Below are 19,400 nucleotides of genomic sequence, written 5' to 3'. Positions count from 1 at the left end.
CAGTCTGTCTCACTTTCATCGTAATTCTGGCCGGCGATCCGATCGTCGGTCGTCCGGCACCATGCGTCAGCGGTGCAGGATGCGCTTCAGATAGCGCACCGGCCCGTGCGCGCGCACCAGCTGCGCGCTGAGTATCAATTTTTCGAACCGGCTCTTCGTATGGATGCGACGGATGCCGAGCATCGTCGTTTCCAGATCGCGCCACACCTGTTTCGACATGCGCTTGCCATGCCGGTCGAGGAAGAAGCCGATGCCCGCCGCCCGGCGCAGCGACGGCGTGGCGATGCGATCGCCCGGATGGAAGCGCCATTCGGCAAGCGGCTCGGGATCGACGGCATAGGTGACACCGGCGTCGAGCACGCGGACGAAAAAATCCCAGTCGTTGAACACGGTCACCGCCGGATCGAACCCGCCGACCCGGTGATAGGCGGCCCGATCGATCACGAAGTTGCTGCCCGTCATCGACCCGTTCTGCTGCAGGGCGGTGTCGGCGGTCAGGCCGGTCAACTGCGCGCGCGGCTTGACGCTATGTTCGTCCTCATGGTGCAACAGGCCGCTGATCACGAGGCCGACCCGCTTCTGCCCGGCCAGTCCGACCAGCCGTTCGAGGAATGGCGGATGCCACAGATCGTCATCGTCGAGAAAGCCGACCCACTGGCCCGTAGCCGCCTGCGCGCCCTTGTTACGCGAATGACAGACGCCGCCCGCGTCGTTCGCGATATACCGCACTGCAAAAGGGAGCCGTGCGTCGGCTTCGGCAACCACCGCCTGCGTCGCCGGATCGTTCGCATCGTCCACGATCAGCAGTTCGGCCGGCTGCAACGTCTGGGCCGCAACACTGGCGATCGATTCGCGCAACAGATGGGAACGCAAGTGCGTAGGTATCACGACGGAAACAGCTTGCATGGCCGTTCGCCTAGCCTACCACGCACCGCAGCGAAAGGGTTTTACGGCGCGCGCCCCGATAGTTTCCCGATCCGCCGGTGCCTTGGCTGCATTTCGCTATATTCCTGCGCGCGTCTTGCCTGTACCAGCAGGGGGCTGGAAACGGCTTGGCATCGGTTTGCGGTTGCTCCATTGGTTCGCACTTGCAGCATGAAATTCGGTTCGATCCGTACCGTGCCGGGGGCTGGTTTCGATCGGATCTAAACAGGGAGGTGTTCGACCATGAGTGTGGCTGGATCGAACGAGCGGCTTGCCATTTTGATGATCGCGATCGGCGCACGGCCATGGTCGCGCGTCACGTCCGAGCTGTTCCGCGACTATGCGAAGCGGTGCGGGGCAACCTTCATCCTCCAGACCGAAGAACCGTCGGACGAGGACTTTCCGCTGCCGGCGCTGCCTGACAGCCCCGGCCGCGCCCATAAGCGCGTGTATGCGCTGAAGGCGTTCCTGCCATGGCGCCTGCTGGCGCTGGAGGGGTATGACCGGGTTCTGGTTGTCGACGATTCCTGCTGCGTGAAGCACGATGCGCCCAATGTGTTCGACTTTATCGAACCGGGCGCGGTCGGCCTGACCGAAACCAGCCATGCCCATGCCGAGCTGAGCTTCAAGGAAATCCGCAAATATCTGAAGGCACGCGGCGAGCCGGAAATTCCCTATAACCCCGAGCATTACATGAACTCGGGCGTCATGCTCTACACGCGCGGGATGGCCGACGCGATCTCGCCCGAACGCATCCTTGCGGCACGGGAGATGCTGTTCGCGGCATATCCGCACCAGACGCTGACCTATTATTTGCTCAACAGTGCCAAAGTGCCGCTGACGATCCTGCCCAAGGCGTTCAACCGGCTGCCGGCGTCGACGTTGCCGGCGGGCGAATGGGCCGACATGACCGATGCGACGCCCTATCTGAGCGACGACGACGATACGTATATCTATCACGTCACCGGCGCGTTCAAACGGCGCGAGGTGCTGATCCCGTCGCTGGCATTGCATCTGCTGGCGAAGACCGATCCGGAGCGCGCGCAGGCATTGGCCGCAACCATGCCGATGCCGACGACCTCCGCGCCGGCACCGGTCGAACGGCCGGGTATCGGACGGCGGATCGCCCGCAAGCTGCGGTCGCTGGTCGGCTGACCATGGCCCAGCCGATGCGTATCGCTTTCTTCCTCGCCGCCTATCCGGTGCTGTCCGAAACCTTCGTGATCCGCCAGATCCGCGGCATGATCGACCTCGGCCACGAAGTGACCGTCGTGACCGGAAAATATCATCCCGACGTGGCCGATCCGCTGGCGGGGAAGGTGCGGTTGCGCGCCATCCGCACCGCGCGCGATCCGCATCGCTCGATCGCGGAACGGATCGGGCGGGGGGCGACGGCGATCCTCGGCCGTCGTTTCCGCACCACGCTGCTCCGCGCGATCAAGGCGGCGAAGGGCGGCTACAACGCGCCGCTCGCCGATCTGGCGGGGACGATCGGGCGGCATCTGGGCAGCTATGACGCGATCATCGCACATTTCGGCCCGCCGGGCGTTCGCGCCGAGTTCCTGCGGTCGGCGGGCGTCATCGACGGTCCGATCTCCACGATCTTCCACGGGCTGGACATTACCGAGATCGCGCTCATCAAGCAGATGAAGCCGTTCTACCAGCAATTGTTCGCGCGGACCGAACGGTTGCTGCCGATCAGCAATTTGTGGCGTGAGCGGCTGATGGGCTGGGGTGCCGACGATGCGCGGATCACCGTGCTGCGAATGGGGGTCGATATCGACGAGGCGGCGGTGCCGTCGTTCGACGCGCCGATCCAGTCGCCGTTGCGGGTGCTGAGCGTCGCGCGGCTGGTCGAGAAGAAGGGCATCGCCTACGCCATCGACGGTGTCGCCGGGGCGAAGGCCGATATCCGCTATCAGGTGATCGGCACCGGGCCGCTGGAACAGGAACTGCAGGCGACGGCACGACCGTCGGGCGATGCGATCGCGTTTCTCGGACCGCAGCCGCACGGACGGGTGTTCGCCGAACTGGAACAGTCGGACGTGTTCCTGCTGCCGTCGGTCACCGCCGCCAATGGCGATATGGAGGGCATTCCGGTGTCGCTGATGGAGGCGATGGCCAAGGGCGTCCTCGTCCTCGCCACGCGGCATAGCGGCATTCCCGAACTGATCGAGGACGGCGTCTGCGGGCTGCTGGTCGACGAGCGCGACGGCGACGGCATCGCCGCGACGCTCGACCGGATCGCGCGGGGGGAGGTCGATGCGGTGGCGCTGCGTCGGGCCGCGTTCGCCAGGGTCGTGAACGACTATAACAACCGCAAGCTCGACCGGCAGCTCGAAGCCGTCGTCGCGGCGATGAAGGCGGGACGCTGAGTCAGGCCGGGGCGAAGTTCCGGCTGCATCCTTCGAGAAACGCGCCGACCCGTCGCGCGGCGTAGAAGTCCATGTCGTCGCGTCGCGCCTCGCTGACCGGTGGGAACGCGCCATAGCCGGCGAGCAGGCAATGCCATGACAGGGTGCCGAAATGGCTGCGCTGTCCCTGACGTGCCAGTTCCTCGGCGATGTCGCCGCGCCGGAACCAGCGGTCGAGGATGTGGAGCAGCGGATCGGACAGCGCTTCGTTCGCGGCATTGGCACGCCAATAGTCGGTGTCGGTGCGGGTGTTCAGCTTGTAATGCGCCACGATATAGTCGCGCACGCCGTCCATCCGCTCGGCTGCTACCGTGTTGAACGCGGCGCGATGCCGGTCGGTACAGCCGCCGTCGCGATAATGGCGGATGAACTGTTCGACGGTGCCGAGCACCAGATGCAGCGCGGTTGCCTCCAGCGGTTCGATGAACCCCTGCGACAGGCCGACCGCGACGCAATTGCGTTCCCAATGGCGGGCGACCTGTCCGACGCGGAAGGTCAGATGGCGGGCCGGCACCGCATCGCTAACCCCCAGCGTCCGGCGCAATTCGGTCTCGGCGGCGTCGGGCGACTGGCAATCGCGGGCATAGACATAACCGTTGCCGACACGGTGCCGCAGCGGGATCGACCAGCACCAGCCGTTCGACAGCGCGGTGGCGACGGTTTCGACCGGCGGCCGGCCGGTCATCTCGGTCGGCACGACGACGGCGGCGTCGTTGAACAGATTGTCCTTGAAACTGTGGAACGGCACGCCGAGCGTGCGTTCGATCAGCAGGCCGTTGAAGCCGCTGCAATCGACGAAGATGTCGCCGGCGATCGTTTCTTCCCGATCCGTCACCAGCGCGGCGATGTCGCCATTTTCGGCGCGTCGGACCGTGGTCACCGTGGCAGGGCGATGGACGACACCGCGTGTGACCGCCAGTTCGCGCAGATACTGGCCGAGCAGGCCGGCATCGAAGTGATAGCCATATTCGATGCGGAACGGGAAGTTCGGCGGCGCGACCGGGGCGAGGCCCTTGGCCGACAGCACCCCGTTCAGCAGGAAGTCGTCGGGCCGGACCGGTACGTCATGGCCGAGGCGTCGGTTGCGGCAATTCAGGATGAACGCGTCCTCGGTATGGACGTCGATCTGGGTCGTGAACGGGTGGCGATAGTCGCGCCACGGGGCGGCGGGGCTCCAGTCGACGAAGCGGATGCCGGCCTTGTATGTCGCGCCACAGCGCGGCATCCAGTCGGCCTCCGCCGCGCCGATGATCTCGAAGAAGCGCTTGAGCGAGGGTGTCGACCCTTCGCCGACGCCGATCGTGCCGATCTCGGGCGATTCGACGACGGTGATCGTCGCGTCGGGCCACGCGCGTTCGAGCAGATGCGCGGTGATCCATCCCGCCGTGCCGCCGCCCAGGATGACGAAGCTTGGGCTCACCCGGCCGTCCCGCCGAACCCGCGCAGCCAGCGATCATGGGCGGGCATGTTGGGCACCGGTTCGCGCTTCATCGCCGCCAGTTGCCGCAGCTGCTCGGCCAGCTCGGCATCGGTCGGTCCGTCGGCCAGCGGGTGATAATCGGCCGGCTCGATACCTTGCCCCATCAGCACCTGTACCCACGACGCTTCCATGAAGATGTCGAGCGGGTCCTGCGTCAACGTGCCGGTCGCGCGGAACAGCGCGATCTTGTCGGCCAGCCGGTCGGGCAAGGGCATCGTGCGGACATGTCGCCAGAAGTCGGAATCGTCCCGCTGCGTCGCGTGGTAATGAAGGATGATGAAGTCGCGCACCGTTTCGAACTCGGTGCGCGACTGGCGATTATATTCGGCGATCTGCCGGTCGTCGAACCCGGCATGGGGGAACAGGTGGAGCAGCCGGACGATCGCCGACTGGATCAGATAGATGCTGGTCGACTCCAGCGGTTCGAGGAACCCGCTCGACAGCCCGATTGCGACGACATTATGGTGCCATTGCCGCCGGGCGCGGCCGGTGCGGAACGGGATGATGCGCGGGTCGGCCAGCACGTCGCCATCGAGATTGCCGAGCAGCAGGTCCGCCGCCTGATCGTCGGTCAGGTGGCGGCTGCTATACACCAGCCCGTTGCCGACCCGGTGCTGCAACGGAATCCGCCATTGCCAACCGGCGCTGCGAGCGGTCGACCGGGTATAGGGCGGCGTGTCGTCGTGACGCGCGGTCGGGACCGCCATGGCGCGGTCGCAGGGCAGCCAATGGCCCCAATCCTCATAGCCGACGTTCAACTGCCGCTGGATCAGCAGCCCGCGCCCGCCCGAACAGTCGATGAACAGATCGCCGTTCACCACGCGCCCGTCGCGCAGCGTGAGTGCAGTGACGTGGCCGGTCTCGCCATCCCGCGCGACCTGTTCGACCAGCCCCTCGACCCGCTCGACGCCGCGCGCTTCGCTGTAGCGGCGCAGATACTGCCCATAGAGCGCGGAATCGAAATGATAGGCATAGGGCAGGTGCCAAAGCGGATCGTCGACCTGAATCTTCGCGAACTTGCCCTCGCGCGCGCACAGATAGTTGAGGTCGTAGTCCCAGTAATCGGCGGCGATGCCGGCACGCTTCGCCCGGTTCCAGTAATGGTGGAACGAGCAGAAGGCGGTGTTGCGGCCCGCCGCGCCGAAGCTGTGGTAATAGGATTGGCCGATCGCGCCCCAATCGTCGAAGCGGATGGCGAGTTTGATCGTCGCGCGGGTTTCGCGCAGGAATTCGGCTTCGTCGATGCCCAGCACCGCGTTGACGTGCTGGATCGGCGGAATCGTCGCCTCACCCACGCCGATGATGCCGATCTCGTCGGATTCGATCAGCGTGATGCGGACCTGCGGGCCGATGACCTTGGCGATCAGCGCCGCCGTCATCCAGCCCGCCGTCCCGCCGCCGACGATGACGACCCGCTTGATCGCAGCGGCCATGCGCGTCTCTCCTTCGTGCCGGCACGGCCTATCCCCGCCGGACGCTGCCGGCGAGGATATTGTCGTGAACCGTGCTTAAAAGATGGCGTAGGTCAGGTTCGCCATGAAGTTGCGCCCGAACTGTTCGTTGCGCAGGAACAGACCGGTCCCCGAGTCCCGATAGGTGTCGCGTTCGTTGGTCAGGTTCATCGCCTGCAGCGAAATCCGCAGCCCTTCGAGATAGCGGACGCCCGACCCGGCAAAGTCGTAGCCGATCTGTGCATCGACCAGCGTCTGCCCGGCGCGGTTGAGTGGCCCCAGCGTGTTGCTGCCGCCGCGATCCTCCGACAGCCAGCTCGACCGGTTGTTCGCCGATACCCGCGCCGAGAAGCCGTATTTCTCGAAATAGGCCGTGCCCTGGAACACCCGCGCCGACAGGCCCGGAATGTCGCTGCCATTGTCGAGCTGACCGTCGGTCAGCGCCGCCGACCCGGTCAGGCCGAACCCGTCGAGCGCGCCGGTCAGCAACCGCAGCGGGACCGATCCCTGGACCTCGACGCCCTTCACATCGCCCTTCAGCCCGCCGGTATAGGTCGTATCCACGCCGAGGAAGGTGGCGGGGGTGAAGACCGTCTGACCGTCGCTGCTGACCGCGCGGTGATACCCGGGAATGTAGAATTCGGTATAGTCGCGGATCGTGCTGTTCTGGACGTTCCAGTTCGTCAACTTCTTGTAGAAGGTCGATACCGATACGAAGCCGTCGCTGGCGAAATAAAATTCGTAGGACAGATCGGCCTGATTGGCCTCGTACGGGCGCAGCCGGGCATTGCCGCCGGTCGACAGCCATGGCCCGCGTTCGGGATCGGTGCTGGTCACTTCGGCGACGTTGTTGCGGAATTTGACCGACGAACCGGGGTTGAGGAAGTCGATGCGCGGCCGGCTGACGACCTTCGATGCGGCGAAGCGGAGGGTATGGCCGCTGCCCAGATCGAAGTTCACGTTCATGCTGGGCAGGATGCGGGTATATTTCGCCCCGTCGGAGATCGGCGTCGCCTGCACCCGCAGGTTGGAGGCGATCAGCGAGGTGAAGCCGGTGCCGCGCTGGTCGGTGATCAGGCCCTGCACGCCGATATTGCCGAACACGCGCGCAAAGTCGGTCTGGACCTCGAAATCGGCCTTGATCGAGGGCTGCCACACTTTTTCGCGGATCGAATAGGTGTCGCCCAGACGATCGGGTTCGAGCGAACCGGCATCCCAACGGCGATAGAAGTCGCTGTTGATGAGGCCGAGCGCATCATAGGCCACGACGTTGCCGAGCCCGGCCCAGCCGAGGTCGGCGACGCCGCGACGAGCGTCCTCGGGGATCGGGCCGTCGGACGGATAGGTTTCGGCCGTCAGGAAGAAGCCCTGATTGGTCTTCGACTTTTCATGGTCCGAATAGCGCAGCGCGATGTTGATCGACTTCAGGAACTTGTCGTCGAAGCGATAGGTCGCATCGATCCGCGCCGAGTTCAGATATTCGTCGAACAGCGCGGAGTTGACGAAGCCGTCCTGCGCCTGGGCAAAGCCGATGCCGGCGGCGCGGGCGGCGGGGGTGTCGAGTTCGGTGATCGGCGCGAGGCTGCCGCCCCATGACTGCGGCCCGGCCAGCTTCACCGCGGCATAATTGTCGAACGACTGGCTGTTGTTCGCGAACATCAGCCCGCGATCGGTATAGGTCCATTCGCGGATCGTGTTCGGCCCCTGCGAACGCAGGCCGGCACGACCGAGGCCCGAATAGCTTTCGCCACGCGTATCGTTCTTGCTGCTGGTCGAGCGCGACACGTCGAACTTCAGGTCGAGATTGTCGGTCGCGGCATAGTCGAAATTGCCGCCGATGACGAACAGATTGCCCTGCTTGTCGAGCGGATCGCTGCGCAGCACCGAATTATAGCCGGTGGTCCGGGCCGAGGTGACCAGATCGCCATCGGCGCTCAACACACCGCTGCCGTCGGCGGCGACCGGCAGCTGTTCGATGAAGCCGCGCGAGATGCCGGTGTCGGCGAAATCGATGTACAGCGCGTCGACCGTGGCGGTGAACTTTTCGTCGGGGCGCCACTGCACGACGCCGGCCACGGTGTTGCGCTTCAGGACGCGCGAGCGCGCCGCCGCTTCGTACCCCGACACGACCTGCTTGCCGGCATTCGGACCGGACGTGATCGCGCCATCGTCATAGCCCCAGACGCTGGAGAATTCATTCTGCACCGGCGACGAGGTGGTCGCGGCGGTCAGCGCGACGCCGATCGTGTCGTTAGCGAACTTGTCGCTGTACGACAGGGCGAAGCGATAGCCACGGTTGCTGAAATCGGGGTTGCGCGACGGCTGGCCATTCTGTTCGAAGCTGCCGTTCGCGATCAGCGCGCGCTTGCGCTCCAGCGGACGGACGGTGCGGATGTCGACGGTGCCGCCGACCCCCATCGCGGTCAGCGCGGCGTCGGGCGTCTTGTAGACGACGGCGGCGCTGACGATTTCGGCGGGGTACAGGTCGTATTCGACGCCGCGATTGTCGCCGATGCCGATCAGCTCGCGGCCGTTCAGCGTGGTGCCGACAAAGTCTTCGCGGAAGCCGCGGACCGAAATGCCGCTGATGCGACCCGACCGGCGCTCACCCGCCAGACCGGCGAGGCGGCCCAGCGAGTCGGCGACGCTCGACTGCGGCAGCTTGCCGATATCCTCGGCCGAGATCGCTTCGACGACCGAGCTGTTGTTGCGCTTGAGCGACTGCGCGCGTTCGAGGCTGGCACGCAGGCCGGTGACGACGATGTCTTCGGACGGGGCTTCCCCGGCGGCGGGTGCGGTGTCGCTCTGGTCTCCGACCGGAGGCTGCGTCGCCGGTGCGGCGGGATCGACCGGCGGTACCATGGTGGTGCCGGTGGTCTGCGCCAGCGCGGGCGTCGCCGCCAGCAGCGCCAACGCGGCGGTCGAGCACGCGAGCATATGCCGTGAATGCATGTGTATTCCTCTCCTGAAGCTTCTTTTTACGCGGTCTTGTGCCGAGGCGACTTCCCGCTTTCCGGATCGGATATGCAATACCACAATCGTTTGCAACTGCCGATGTACGCATACGTATTCGTAACGTTGTCAGGCTGTTGCATATACGACACGCCAAGAACCACGCTTGCGACAATCGATTGCACATTGTACCCGTAGAGTAACGAGGAGAGGAATTGATATGCGCAACAGCATATGCATCGCGGCGTTGCTTGCGGCGACCGTTCTGCCGTCGACCGGAGCGTGGGCACAGGACCAGCCACGCGTATCCGGTCCGGCCAAGGCGACCTCGCCGACGGCGGAGCCGTGGTGGCGGCACGCGACGATCTACGAAATCTACCCGCGCAGTTTTCAGGACCGCAACGGCGACGGCATCGGCGATCTGCGCGGGATCACGTCGCGGCTCGATTATCTGCAATCGCTGGGACTCGACGCGATCTGGATCACGCCGTTCTTCAAATCGCCGAACGCCGATTTCGGCTATGACGTGTCCGATTATACCGCGATCGATCCGCAATATGGCACCATGGCGGACTGGGACACGCTGGTCGCCGAAGCGCGCAAGCGTGGCATTCGCGTGCTGGTCGATCTGGTCGTCAACCACAGTTCGGCCGAACATGCGTGGTTTAAGGAATCGCGCAGTTCGCGCACCAATGCGAAGGCTGATTGGTATGTCTGGCGCGACGGCACGCCGGACAAGCCACCGACCAACTGGAAATCGATCTTCGGCGGTCCCAGCTGGACATGGGATCCGACGCGCAAGCAATGGTATTACCATATCTTCCTGTCGCAGCAGCCCGATCTGAACTGGGCCAATCCGCAGCTGAAACAGGCGATGTTCGACGTCGTGCGCTTCTGGCTGGACCATGGCGCGTCGGGCTTCCGCCTCGATGCGACGCCCTATCTGTTCGAAGACAGCAACTGGCCTCAGGACCCGAACCCCGCCGCCGATCCGGTCTGGCTGAAGCCGTATAACTCGCAATTGCCCGGCACCAATCAGGTGCTGCGCGAGATGCGCAAGGTCATCGATTCCTATCCCGGCAATCCGATCCTGCTGGGCGAATCCTCGACCCGGTCGATCGAACAGTTGCGCGCCGTGTATGGGAAGGACAAGGACGAGATCCACCTGCCGATGAACTTCCTCGTCGGCAACATCACCAAACTGGACGCCGGCGAACTGAAGCGTCGCTATGACGAGGCCGCGACCAAGCTCGACGGGCTGACCCCGGTCGAATTCTTCAGCAACCACGACCAGTCGCGCCAATGGAGCGAGTTCGGCGACGGGGTGAACAACGACCGGATCGCCAAGCTGTCGGCGGCGCTGACCCTGCTCAACCCCGGTGTCGCCCTGCTTTATTATGGCGAGGAGATCGGCATGGGCGACGCCGACAAGGCAACATTGGCGCAGGCACCGATCGGGCCGAAACGCCCGCGCACCGACGAACGCGACCGGGCGCGGACGCCGATGCAGTGGAGTGCCGCGCCGGCCGCCGGCTTCACCACTGGCACGCCGTGGCTGCCGGCCGCGCAAGGCTATCGGACGCGCAACGTCGAGGCCGAGGAGCGTGATCCGCAGTCGCTGCTCCACTGGTATCGCAGCCTGACCAGACTGCGCCGTACCGATCCGACCTTCCGCACCGGCCGCTATGTTCCGCTCGAAAGCGGCGATCCGGCCGTCTTCGCCTTTGCCCGCGTCAATCCCGACGGCAGCGGCGCGCTGGTGATGGCCAATATCAGCGCGACGGCGCGGACGGCGGCTCCGAGCGGCTGGACGGGTCCCGCGCCGACCTATGGCGAACGCACCTGTGCTGCGGGCACGGGGCAGGGCGGTATGGTACTGGCCCCGTGGGACAGCTGTATCGTTCGCTTCCGCTCGGCCCGGTAACGACGCAACGCAGGGCGATCGTACCGGACCGTCTGCCGGTGTGGATCGTTGGGGGGCGATGGCTGTCGTCCCCCTCCCGCCGTCGCCGGCGCCGCTGGCATGGCGACCGCGCCGCTTGCTGGTCACCCGGTCGTCGATGACGTTCGCCCATGGGCGCGCCATCGCCGAGCGGGCAGCGGCGCAGGGGGTGGAGGTCGTGCTGTTGCCCGGCGACCGGCTCGCGCTCGACCTGCCCGACGATCCGCGTCGCGCCTATGCCGCGGCGAAGGCGACGCTGGCGGTGGTGGTCGCGCCGCCGTCCAGGCGTCGGCTGCAACCGATCGCGCCCAGCGCCGACTGGCGGGTCGATCTGGCGGAGGGGTGCCCGGCGCATTGCGGCTATTGTTACCTGGCCGGGTCGCTGAAGGGGCCGCCGATCACGCGGGTCTATGCCAATCTCGACGAGATACTGGACGGACTGCCCGACTATCTGGGGCAGGGCAGCGTGACCTCGCGCAATCGCGATCGCGCCGGGGAGGGCACGACGTTCGAGGCGTCCTGCTATACCGACCCGCTCGCGCTGGAACCGATCACCGGTGCCCTGTCGGCGACGATCGCGTGGTTCGGCCGGTGGGATGCGCCGGTGCAACTGCGCTTCACGACCAAGTTCGCCGGCGTCGAGCCGCTGATCGGCCTGAACCATCGCGGTCGAACGCGGATGCGCGCGTCGATCAACCCGCGGGCCTTCGCCCGGTTCGAAGGGGGCACCGATCCCGTCGCCGCGCGTCTGGCGGGGTTGGCGCGGATGGCGATGGCCGGATATCCGGTCGGGCTGACGATCGCACCGATCATCGCGGCCGACGGGTGGCGCGAAGCCTATGGTGCGTTGCTGGCCGATGCGGCGGCCGCGCTGGGGGCGGTGCCCGATCTCGACCTGACGATCGAACTCATCACCCATCGCTTCACCGCCGGTTCGAAAGCGGTGCTGGACCGCTGGTATCCCGGATCGTCGCTCAACATGGGGCCGGCGAACCGGACGACCAAGCGGACGAAGTTCGGCACCGAGAAGCAGGTGTACGACGCCGAAACCATGCGGGCGCTGCGGGAATTTTTTGCCGAAGCGATCGCCACGACCCTCCCGGCCGCGCGCGTATTGTACTGGACTTAGCTGCGGTGTTCACCGTGGGCAGCGCGTCATGGCGGGCGACGCCGCGCAACGTCAGGTGGCTGGCGGTGCCGTCGACTGGCGTTCGACCAACACATGCTCCAGCACCCGCAACCGTTCCTCGGCGGGCAGCGGCTTGCCGGCGCGCATCTCGCGGATCAGCAGTTGCAACGCCTCGGCGGCAAGCTGCTGTACCGGTTGCCGGATCGTCGTCAGTGGCGGCCACAGCGTGACCGCTGCCGTGCTGTCGTCGAAACCGGTGACGGTCAGGTCGGCGGGGATGTCGAGGTGGCGGCGGTGCGCGACCGAAACCACCGCCGCCGCCATGTCGTCGTTGCTGGCGAAGATGGCTGTCGGGCGATCGTCCGACCCCAATAGTCGCTCGCCCGCGATCAGGCCCGATGCATAGCTAAAATCCCCATGTACGATCGTCGCCGTGACGTCGCCCGCATCGGCGACGGCGGCGCGGAACCCGTCGAGCCGGGCGATGCTCGCCTGCTGTCCGCGATTGCCCACGACGAAGCCGATCCGGCGGTGCCCCATCGCGATCAGGTGGCGGGTCATGTCACGTGCTGCGCGGTGATCGTCTATCCCGACCGAGATCGCGTCGCTGGCGACGGCACCGACCACCGCCACCGGCAATGCGGCATCGTGCAGCATTCTGCGCAGACCTTCCGCCTCGCCCAGCGGTGGAGCGAGGATTACACCGCCGATGCCGGAACCCAGCAACCGCCTGACCGCATCGGCGGTCGGCGCGCCGCCGGCTTGCCCTTTCAGCAGGATCAACTGCGCCGCGCGGTTCGATGCCTCCTCGAACACGCCGGCCAGAAAATCGCTCATGAACGCGGCGCTGGGGTTGGAATAGATCACGCCGATGCGGATCTCCTGCAACGTCACCAGACTGCGTGCCATCAGATTCGGCTTGTAGTTCAGTTCGCGGATCGCATCGTTGACGATCGCGCGGGTCTCCCTGCGCACGCCGCTGTCGCCGTTGATGACCCGCGACACCGACATCGGCGATACCCCGGCGTGTTTCGCGACATCGATGATCGTGACGCTGCGACGTCGGCGAGGGGGTTGGGTCAAGCGTCTCTCTGCGATGGATTGCGGATCGCGATGGCCGATCGACGCCGCACGCTGCGCGATACGCGGTCGTCCATCGGCGCACCGTATCGGTGCCGGACCACGCCCGGCAAGTGCCGATATCGGGCTTGCGCCACCCGACCGAAAGCGCCTACCCAATAATGGTAACGTTACCGGGAGGGGTAAGTTGGCGCGATTCAAATCGGTGCGCTGGACCATCATCGCGCTGTTTGTCGGCGCGATGGTCATCAATTACCTGACCCGCAGCATCCTCGGCGTCGCCGCACCCGCGATCATGACCGAACAGGGGATATCGTCCGCGCAATATTCGTGGATCACCGGCGCCTTTCAGTTCGGAATCATGTTCCAGCCGGTCGCGGGCTATCTGCTTGACCTGATCGGGTTGAAGATCGGCTTCACCCTGTTCGTCGCGGTCTGGTCGTTCATCACCATGGGCCATGGGCTGGCGGCGGGCTGGTTCGGCTTCGCCGCGCTGCGCGGTGCGCTGGGGCTGGTCGAGGGATCGGCGCAGCCGGCGGGAATGAAGGTCGTCGCCGAATGGTTTCCCGCGCGCGAACGCGGCGTGGCGGGCGGCATCTATCAGATCGGTGCGTCGTTCGGCGCAGTGCTGGCGCCGGTCCTCGTTGCATGGGCGGTGTTCAACTATAGCTGGCGGGCGGCGTTCTTCGTCGCCGGTGGGCTGGGGCTGCTCTGGGTCTGCGCGTGGCTGGCCTGGTATGCCCCGCCGCGCCGGCATCGCGCATTGTCGGCGGAGGAACGCGACCTGATCCTCGGCGGGCAGGAGCCGGCACTGGCGCAACAGCGTCGCCGTCCGCCGCTGCGTGAACTGCTGCGCCGGCGCAACCTGTGGACGATCGCCGCCGCGCGCTTCCTCGCGGACCCGGTATGGGGAATGCTGTCGCTGTGGATGCCGCTGTACCTGGTACAGGTGCGGCAGTTCGACCTGACGCAGATCGCGATGTTCGCATGGCTGCCGTTCCTCGCCGCCGATCTCGGCTGTCTGGCCGGTCCGGCAGTCGTCGCATGGTTGCAGCGGCGCGGGGTCGACCTGATCGATGCCCGCCGCTGGGCATTCACGCTGGGCGCGGTGCTGATGACCGGCATGATGTTCGTCGGCACGGTCGGCAGCCCGCTGGCGGCGGTCGCGCTGCTCTGCCTCGGCGGGTTCGCGCACCAGACGTTGTCGGTGACCGTCATCACCATGACGTCGGACCTGTTCCCGCAGGATCAGGTGGCGACCGCAACCGGAGTATCGGGCACCGCCGCCAATCTCGGCGTGCTGATCTTCACGCTGGTGCTCGGCTCGATGGTCGACAGCGTCGGCTATCAACCCTTCTTCATCCTGCTCGGGCTGCTCGACCTCGTCGGTGCCGCGCTGCTGTGGACCCTGATACGAAAGTCCGTATGACCATCGGCAATCCCATCCTGCGCGGGTTCAATCCCGACCCGTCGATCGTCCGCGTCGGCGAGGAGTATTACATCGCCACCTCGACCTTCGAATGGTTTCCGGGCGTGCAGATCCATCATTCGCGCGACCTCGCCTACTGGCGGCTCGTCGCCCGGCCGCTGCGCCGCCCCGGCCAGCTCGACATGCGCGGCAACCCCGATTCCTGTGGGGTCTGGGCACCCGACCTCAGCTATGCCGACGGCCGCTTCCACCTGATCTTCACCGACGTGAAGCGTTACGGTCGCACCACCGTCGACGGGGCCAAGGGCGCGTCGCTGCGCGATTTCCACAATTACTGGGTGTGGAGCGACCGGATCGATGGCGACTGGTCCGATCCGGTGCATCTCAACAGCAGCGGCTTCGACCCCGCCCTGTTCCATGACGAGGACGGGCGCAGCTGGCTGCTCAACATGCTGTGGGATCACCGCTCCGACCGCAAACGCTTCGCCGGGATCGTGGTGCAGCAGATGGACCTCGCCACCGGGCGGTTGACCGGCGAACGCCGCACCATCTTTGAAGGGACATCGCTCGGCTTCACCGAAGGCCCGCACCTCTACAAGCGGGACGGCTGGTATCACCTGCTCGTCGCCGAGGGGGGTACCGAACGCAACCATGCGGTGGTCATGGCCCGTTCGCGCGACCTGTTCGGCCCCTATGACGTCCATCCCGATGGCCCGGTCCTGACCGCGCGCGGCCGGCCCGACCTGCCGCTGCAACGCACCGGCCATGGCGATCTGGTCGAGACACCCACCGGTGAGACATGGCTCGCCTATCTATGCGGCCGTCCGCTGCCCGGTAGCGACCGCTGCGTACTGGGCCGCGAAACGGCGATCCAGCCGATGACGTGGGGTGCGGACGGCTGGCTGCGACCCGCGCTGCCACAGGCGACGGTCCCGGGCATCGCGACCGACACGCCCGCCATCGACCGGTGCGATATGTTCGACGGCCCGGACCTGCCCGAACCGTTCCAGTGGCTGCGCACCCCCTATCCCGACCGCCTGTTCAGCTTGTCCGCACGGCCCGGCCATCTGCGCCTCCACGGCCGCGAAACGATCGGCAGCCATTTCGAACAGGCGCTGGTCGCCCGCCGGCAACAGGCATTCTGCTACACCGCCGAGACCGAGGTCGATTTCACCCCGACCGATTTCCAGCAGGCGGCCGGGCTGGTCTGCTATTACAATTCGACCAAATTCCATTTCCTGCACCTGACCGCCGACGATGCCGGACAACGCCGGTTGCAGGTCCTGTCGGTCGAACCGATCGGCGAGGGGCGCAGCCGCGCGTCCGTGTCGATCGCCATACCCACCGGTCCGATCGAACTGCGCGCCGAGGTCGATCACGAACGGCTGCGCTTCGCCTTTCGCGCGACGGGACTGGCCGACTGGCAATGGCTGGACGGCGTGTTCGACGCCAGCCTCCTGTCCGACGAAGCGACGATCACCGGCCTGCCGAACTTCACCGGCGCGTTCGTCGGCATGGCGTGTCAGGACATGTCGGGGCAGGGCACGCCCGCCGATTTCCGATATTTCGCCTATCGCGAGGACGAGGCGCGCTAAACCGGCATCTGTAACACCCGCGTCACGACGACGTCGCGGGAGCTTCATCAACCGTCGCCAATGGCTTGCCCCTGTAGAAAGGGAGCTTCCATGGTTTCGGTTTCGCATGGCCCTCTCTTCGCGGGCCTGCTGGTATCCGGTTCGCTGACGGGCGCAGGCGCCGTCTCCGCGCCGGATATCGAACTTCGACGCCCGCAGCACCGGCGGCGGCTTCGGCAATCCCTCCCTCATCGCCGTTCAGCCGCGTGTCCTAGTCGCGCAGCGGACGGTGTGATTCTGACCCCTTTACGAACAGGAACCTTCCTATGACGACGATCGGACGGCGCGGGGCGCTGGCACTGCTGGGCAGCGGCGCGGGACTGGCCCTGCCGGGGTTCGCCACGGCGGCGACCGCGCGCACGGCGCGGTTCGACCACGGTATCGCCAGCGGCGATCCGGCGGCGGACGGGGCGGTGTTATGGACCCGCGCCACGGTCGTGGACGGGGGAGGCGACGTGGCGCTGGAATGGCATGTCGCTGATGGCCCCGATGCGAAGCCCCTCCGGTCGGGCAAGATCACCGCGCGGGCGGCGGCGGACCATACGGCGAAGGTCGAGGTGTCAGGGCTGGCAGCGGGGCGCGACTATTGGTTCTGGTTCGCGGGTCCGGACGGGGCGCGTTCGCCGGTCGGGCGGTTCAGGACACTGCCCTGCGGGCGCGTCGACCGGCTGACGATCGCGGTGGCGTCGTGTCAGTTGTATCCGGGCGGGCTGTTCAACGCCTATGCCGACATGGCGGCGTTGCCGCGGCTCGATGCGGTCGTCCATCTCGGCGACTACATCTATGAATATGGCGCGGACGGATATGGCGCGGACATCGGGCGCAAGCTCGACCGGTTGCCCGATCCGTCGCACGAGATCGTCAGTCTCGACGATTATCGTCGCCGCCATGCACAGGTGAAGCACGATCCCGATATGCAGGCGGCCCATGCCCGTGCCGCCTTCATCTGCGTGTGGGACGATCACGAAGTCGCCAATGACGACTGGGTCGGCGGTGCCGAGAACCACGATCCCGCGATCGAGGGCGACTGGGGCGCGCGCAAAGCGGTGGCGATGCAGGCCTATTTCGAATGGATGCCGATCCGCGAATCGCGCCGCGGACTGGGGCGCGAGGCGATCTATCGCAGCTTCGAATTCGGCGATCTCGCCACGCTGGCCATGGTCGAAACGCGACTGCTCGCCCGATCGCAGCAGGTGGCGTTCAAGGGCGACACGCGCGAACCCGACGAGGTCGCGGCGGTCCTTGCTGCCCGCGCCCGGCCCGACCGCGAATTGCTGGGCGCGACCCAGCAACGCTGGCTGCAGGAGACGCTGGCCCGGTCGGTTCAGGCCGGCAAGCCGTGGCAGTTGCTCGGCAATCAGGTGGTGATGGCGCGGATCGACGGACCGGACCTGCCGAAGCTGATGGGGGCGGAGCGGTTCGCGGCGACCATGGCGAAGCTGTCCGATGCCTGGCGGGCGCGGATGACCGCCGCGATTGCGGGCTATCGTGCGGGCGCGCCGTTCAACCTCGATTCGTGGGATGGCTATCCGCCGGCGCGCGAACGGCTGTACCAGTCGTTCCGGCGGGCGGGCAGCCGGCCGATCGTGCTGGCGGGCGACAGCCATGCCGCATGGTCGAACGATTTGTACGACGATGGTGGGCAGCTGGTCGCGGCCGAATTCGGCTGCACCGCGATCTCCAGCCCGTCGTTCGGCGCAGTGCTGCCGGGCATCGGCGAGTATATCGCCGAGGCGAACCGCGAGGTCGTGTTCTGCGATCAGGATCACAAGGGCTATACGCTGCTGACGCTCACCCCCGATGCCGCGGTCGCCGAGCATGTCGCGGTGTCAACGGTGATGGCCAAACCGTTCGATCGGCAGGTCGTCGCCCGCCACCGCGTCACCCTCGACCGGGCGCGGGGGATCGAAACGGCCTGACGATCGGCGGCGCCCCGCCCCGGGGCGCCGCTGACGGTCGATGGCGGATCGTCGATCGCCGGCAGCTTGTCCGCGCCCGTCGATCGGGACTCCCCTTGCGCCACGGCCCGAATAGAATATGTACCGTTCGTTATGGAAAAGACGTTGACGATTGCCGCCAAGGGCCGGCCCCGCGAGTTCTGCGTCGACAAGGCGCTGGCGGCCGCGCTCGGGGTCTTCTGGTCGAAGGGGTATGAGGGCGCTTCGATGAGCGACCTGACCGAGGCGATGGGGATCACCAAACCCAGCCTGTACGCGGCGTTCGGCAACAAGGAAGCGTTGTTTCACAAGGCGCTCGAACTCTACGAATCCGAAAAGCTCGAATATATGCGTGAGGCGCTGCGCCAGCCGACCGCACGTGCCGTCGCCGAACGGCTGATGCGCGGCGCGATCGATGCGCAGATGAGCAGTTGCGATCCGAAAGGATGCCTCGGCGTCATCAGCGCGACCGCGTGCGGTGCCGAAGCGGAGTCGATCAAGGCCGACGTGATGCAGCGTCGTGCCTCGTCGCAGGCGGCATTGCTCGAGCGCTTCGAACAGGCCAAGCGCGACGGCGACCTGCCCGGTCATGTCGATATCGATGGGCTGACCAGCTATCTCTACGCGATCGTGCAGGGAATGGCGGTACAGGCCGGATCGGGCGCGACCCGCGCCGACCTCGAACGCATCGTCGATACCAGCCTGCTGATGTGGCCGGCTTCGTAGAATTATTCTACCGACCGGTACAAAAGGCGTTGACGGACCGATCGCTGCTTAATATACCGGTCAGTATAGAAGAGGGCATCGCGTTGATGTCCCGGCGCTCGCAAGGATGCCGCTATGCCCGAACCTGACGTCGCGTCGTGACCGCCCCGTAATTCGGCGGTACGTGTAACCTTCATCAACTTTACGACCCGCAGACTGCTTCCGCTCGACCTCCGCGTCGCAGGCGTCGGCGATCTGCGTCCCCGCACCAGCGTCTCGGCTCCGAAAGGGGGGCCTTTTGCGGTCGCCCTCGTGCGCCCGCT

General features: G+C 66.1%; 13 protein-coding genes. 8 read left to right on the top strand and 5 right to left on the bottom strand.

What is annotated here, in order from left to right:
* Positions 1-66: 66 nt before the first annotated feature.
* Positions 67-906, bottom strand: a complete 840-nt coding sequence (locus tag ASE90_RS10270) for a glycosyltransferase family 2 protein (RefSeq protein WP_082449708.1) — start codon at positions 904-906, stop codon at positions 67-69.
* A gap of 261 nt (positions 907-1,167) precedes the next feature.
* Here ASE90_RS10270 and ASE90_RS20140 point away from each other — a divergent pair, with 261 nt between their 5' ends.
* Together ASE90_RS20140 and ASE90_RS10260 are read left to right on the top strand one after the other, a co-directional pair.
* Entirely contained in the window at positions 1,168-2,079 is a 912-nt protein-coding gene (locus ASE90_RS20140) for a hypothetical protein (protein ID WP_055999730.1), read from the top strand.
* A gap of 14 nt (positions 2,080-2,093) precedes the next feature.
* On the top strand, positions 2,094-3,299 hold the full coding sequence (locus ASE90_RS10260) for a glycosyltransferase (RefSeq protein ID WP_162235078.1): 1,206 nt from the start codon (positions 2,094-2,096) through the stop codon (positions 3,297-3,299).
* A gap of 1 nt (position 3,300) precedes the next feature.
* On the opposite strand, the gene ASE90_RS10255 is transcribed toward ASE90_RS10260, so the two are convergent.
* The 3 genes from ASE90_RS10255 to ASE90_RS10245 all read right to left on the bottom strand — a co-directional run bounded on the left by ASE90_RS10255 (position 3,301) and on the right by ASE90_RS10245 (position 9,221).
* On the bottom strand, positions 3,301-4,758 hold the full coding sequence (locus tag ASE90_RS10255) for a tryptophan halogenase family protein (protein WP_055999725.1): 1,458 nt from the start codon (positions 4,756-4,758) through the stop codon (positions 3,301-3,303).
* The gene (locus ASE90_RS10250) at positions 4,755-6,251 is read right to left on the bottom strand and encodes a tryptophan halogenase family protein (RefSeq protein WP_055999722.1); all 1,497 of its coding nucleotides are present in this window, start codon (positions 6,249-6,251) and stop codon (positions 4,755-4,757) included. The genes ASE90_RS10255 and ASE90_RS10250 overlap by 4 nt, the downstream gene beginning before the upstream one ends.
* Before the next feature lie 75 nt (positions 6,252-6,326).
* Positions 6,327-9,221 (bottom strand): TonB-dependent receptor, encoded by a 2,895-nt coding sequence (locus tag ASE90_RS10245; RefSeq protein ID WP_082449706.1) that lies wholly within the window; start codon positions 9,219-9,221, stop codon positions 6,327-6,329.
* Positions 9,222-9,441: 220 nt separating this feature from the next.
* On the opposite strand from ASE90_RS10245, the gene ASE90_RS10240 reads away from it, so the two are divergent.
* Both ASE90_RS10240 and ASE90_RS10235 read left to right on the top strand, forming a co-directional pair.
* Positions 9,442-11,145: an alpha-glucosidase gene (locus tag ASE90_RS10240; protein WP_055999716.1), complete on the top strand. Its 1,704-nt coding sequence runs from the start codon at positions 9,442-9,444 to the stop codon at positions 11,143-11,145.
* A 58-nt stretch (positions 11,146-11,203) separates the two neighbouring features.
* The gene (locus ASE90_RS10235; RefSeq protein WP_055999713.1) at positions 11,204-12,292 is read left to right on the top strand and encodes an SPL family radical SAM protein; all 1,089 of its coding nucleotides are present in this window, start codon (positions 11,204-11,206) and stop codon (positions 12,290-12,292) included.
* A gap of 51 nt (positions 12,293-12,343) precedes the next feature.
* Here the strand turns inward: ASE90_RS10235 and ASE90_RS10230 are convergent, their stop codons facing one another.
* Complete coding sequence (locus ASE90_RS10230; RefSeq protein WP_235531748.1) at positions 12,344-13,375, bottom strand: LacI family DNA-binding transcriptional regulator; 1,032 nt, start codon at positions 13,373-13,375, stop codon at positions 12,344-12,346.
* Between the two features lie 184 nt (positions 13,376-13,559).
* Between ASE90_RS10230 and ASE90_RS10225 the strand changes: the two genes are divergently transcribed.
* The 4 genes from ASE90_RS10225 to ASE90_RS10210 all read left to right on the top strand — a co-directional run bounded on the left by ASE90_RS10225 (position 13,560) and on the right by ASE90_RS10210 (position 19,098).
* Positions 13,560-14,801, top strand: a complete 1,242-nt coding sequence (locus ASE90_RS10225; protein WP_055999707.1) for an MFS transporter — start codon at positions 13,560-13,562, stop codon at positions 14,799-14,801.
* Positions 14,798-16,396, top strand: coding sequence for a glycoside hydrolase family 43 protein (locus ASE90_RS10220; protein WP_055999704.1), 1,599 nt, complete (start codon positions 14,798-14,800; stop codon positions 16,394-16,396). Before ASE90_RS10225 ends, ASE90_RS10220 begins: the two co-directional genes overlap by 4 nt.
* Positions 16,397-16,701: 305 nt before the next feature.
* Positions 16,702-18,354, top strand: coding sequence for an alkaline phosphatase D family protein (locus tag ASE90_RS10215; protein WP_055999701.1), 1,653 nt, complete (start codon positions 16,702-16,704; stop codon positions 18,352-18,354).
* A 132-nt stretch (positions 18,355-18,486) separates the two neighbouring features.
* A complete protein-coding gene (locus tag ASE90_RS10210) occupies positions 18,487-19,098 on the top strand; it encodes a TetR/AcrR family transcriptional regulator (RefSeq protein WP_055999696.1) in 612 nt (203 codons plus the stop codon).
* Positions 19,099-19,400: the final 302 nt, after the last annotated feature.

The organism is Sphingomonas sp. Leaf67 (genome assembly GCF_001421965.1).
Taxonomy (GTDB): domain Bacteria; phylum Pseudomonadota; class Alphaproteobacteria; order Sphingomonadales; family Sphingomonadaceae; genus Sphingomonas.
This window is presented reverse-complemented; position numbering and strand designations above follow the sequence as displayed.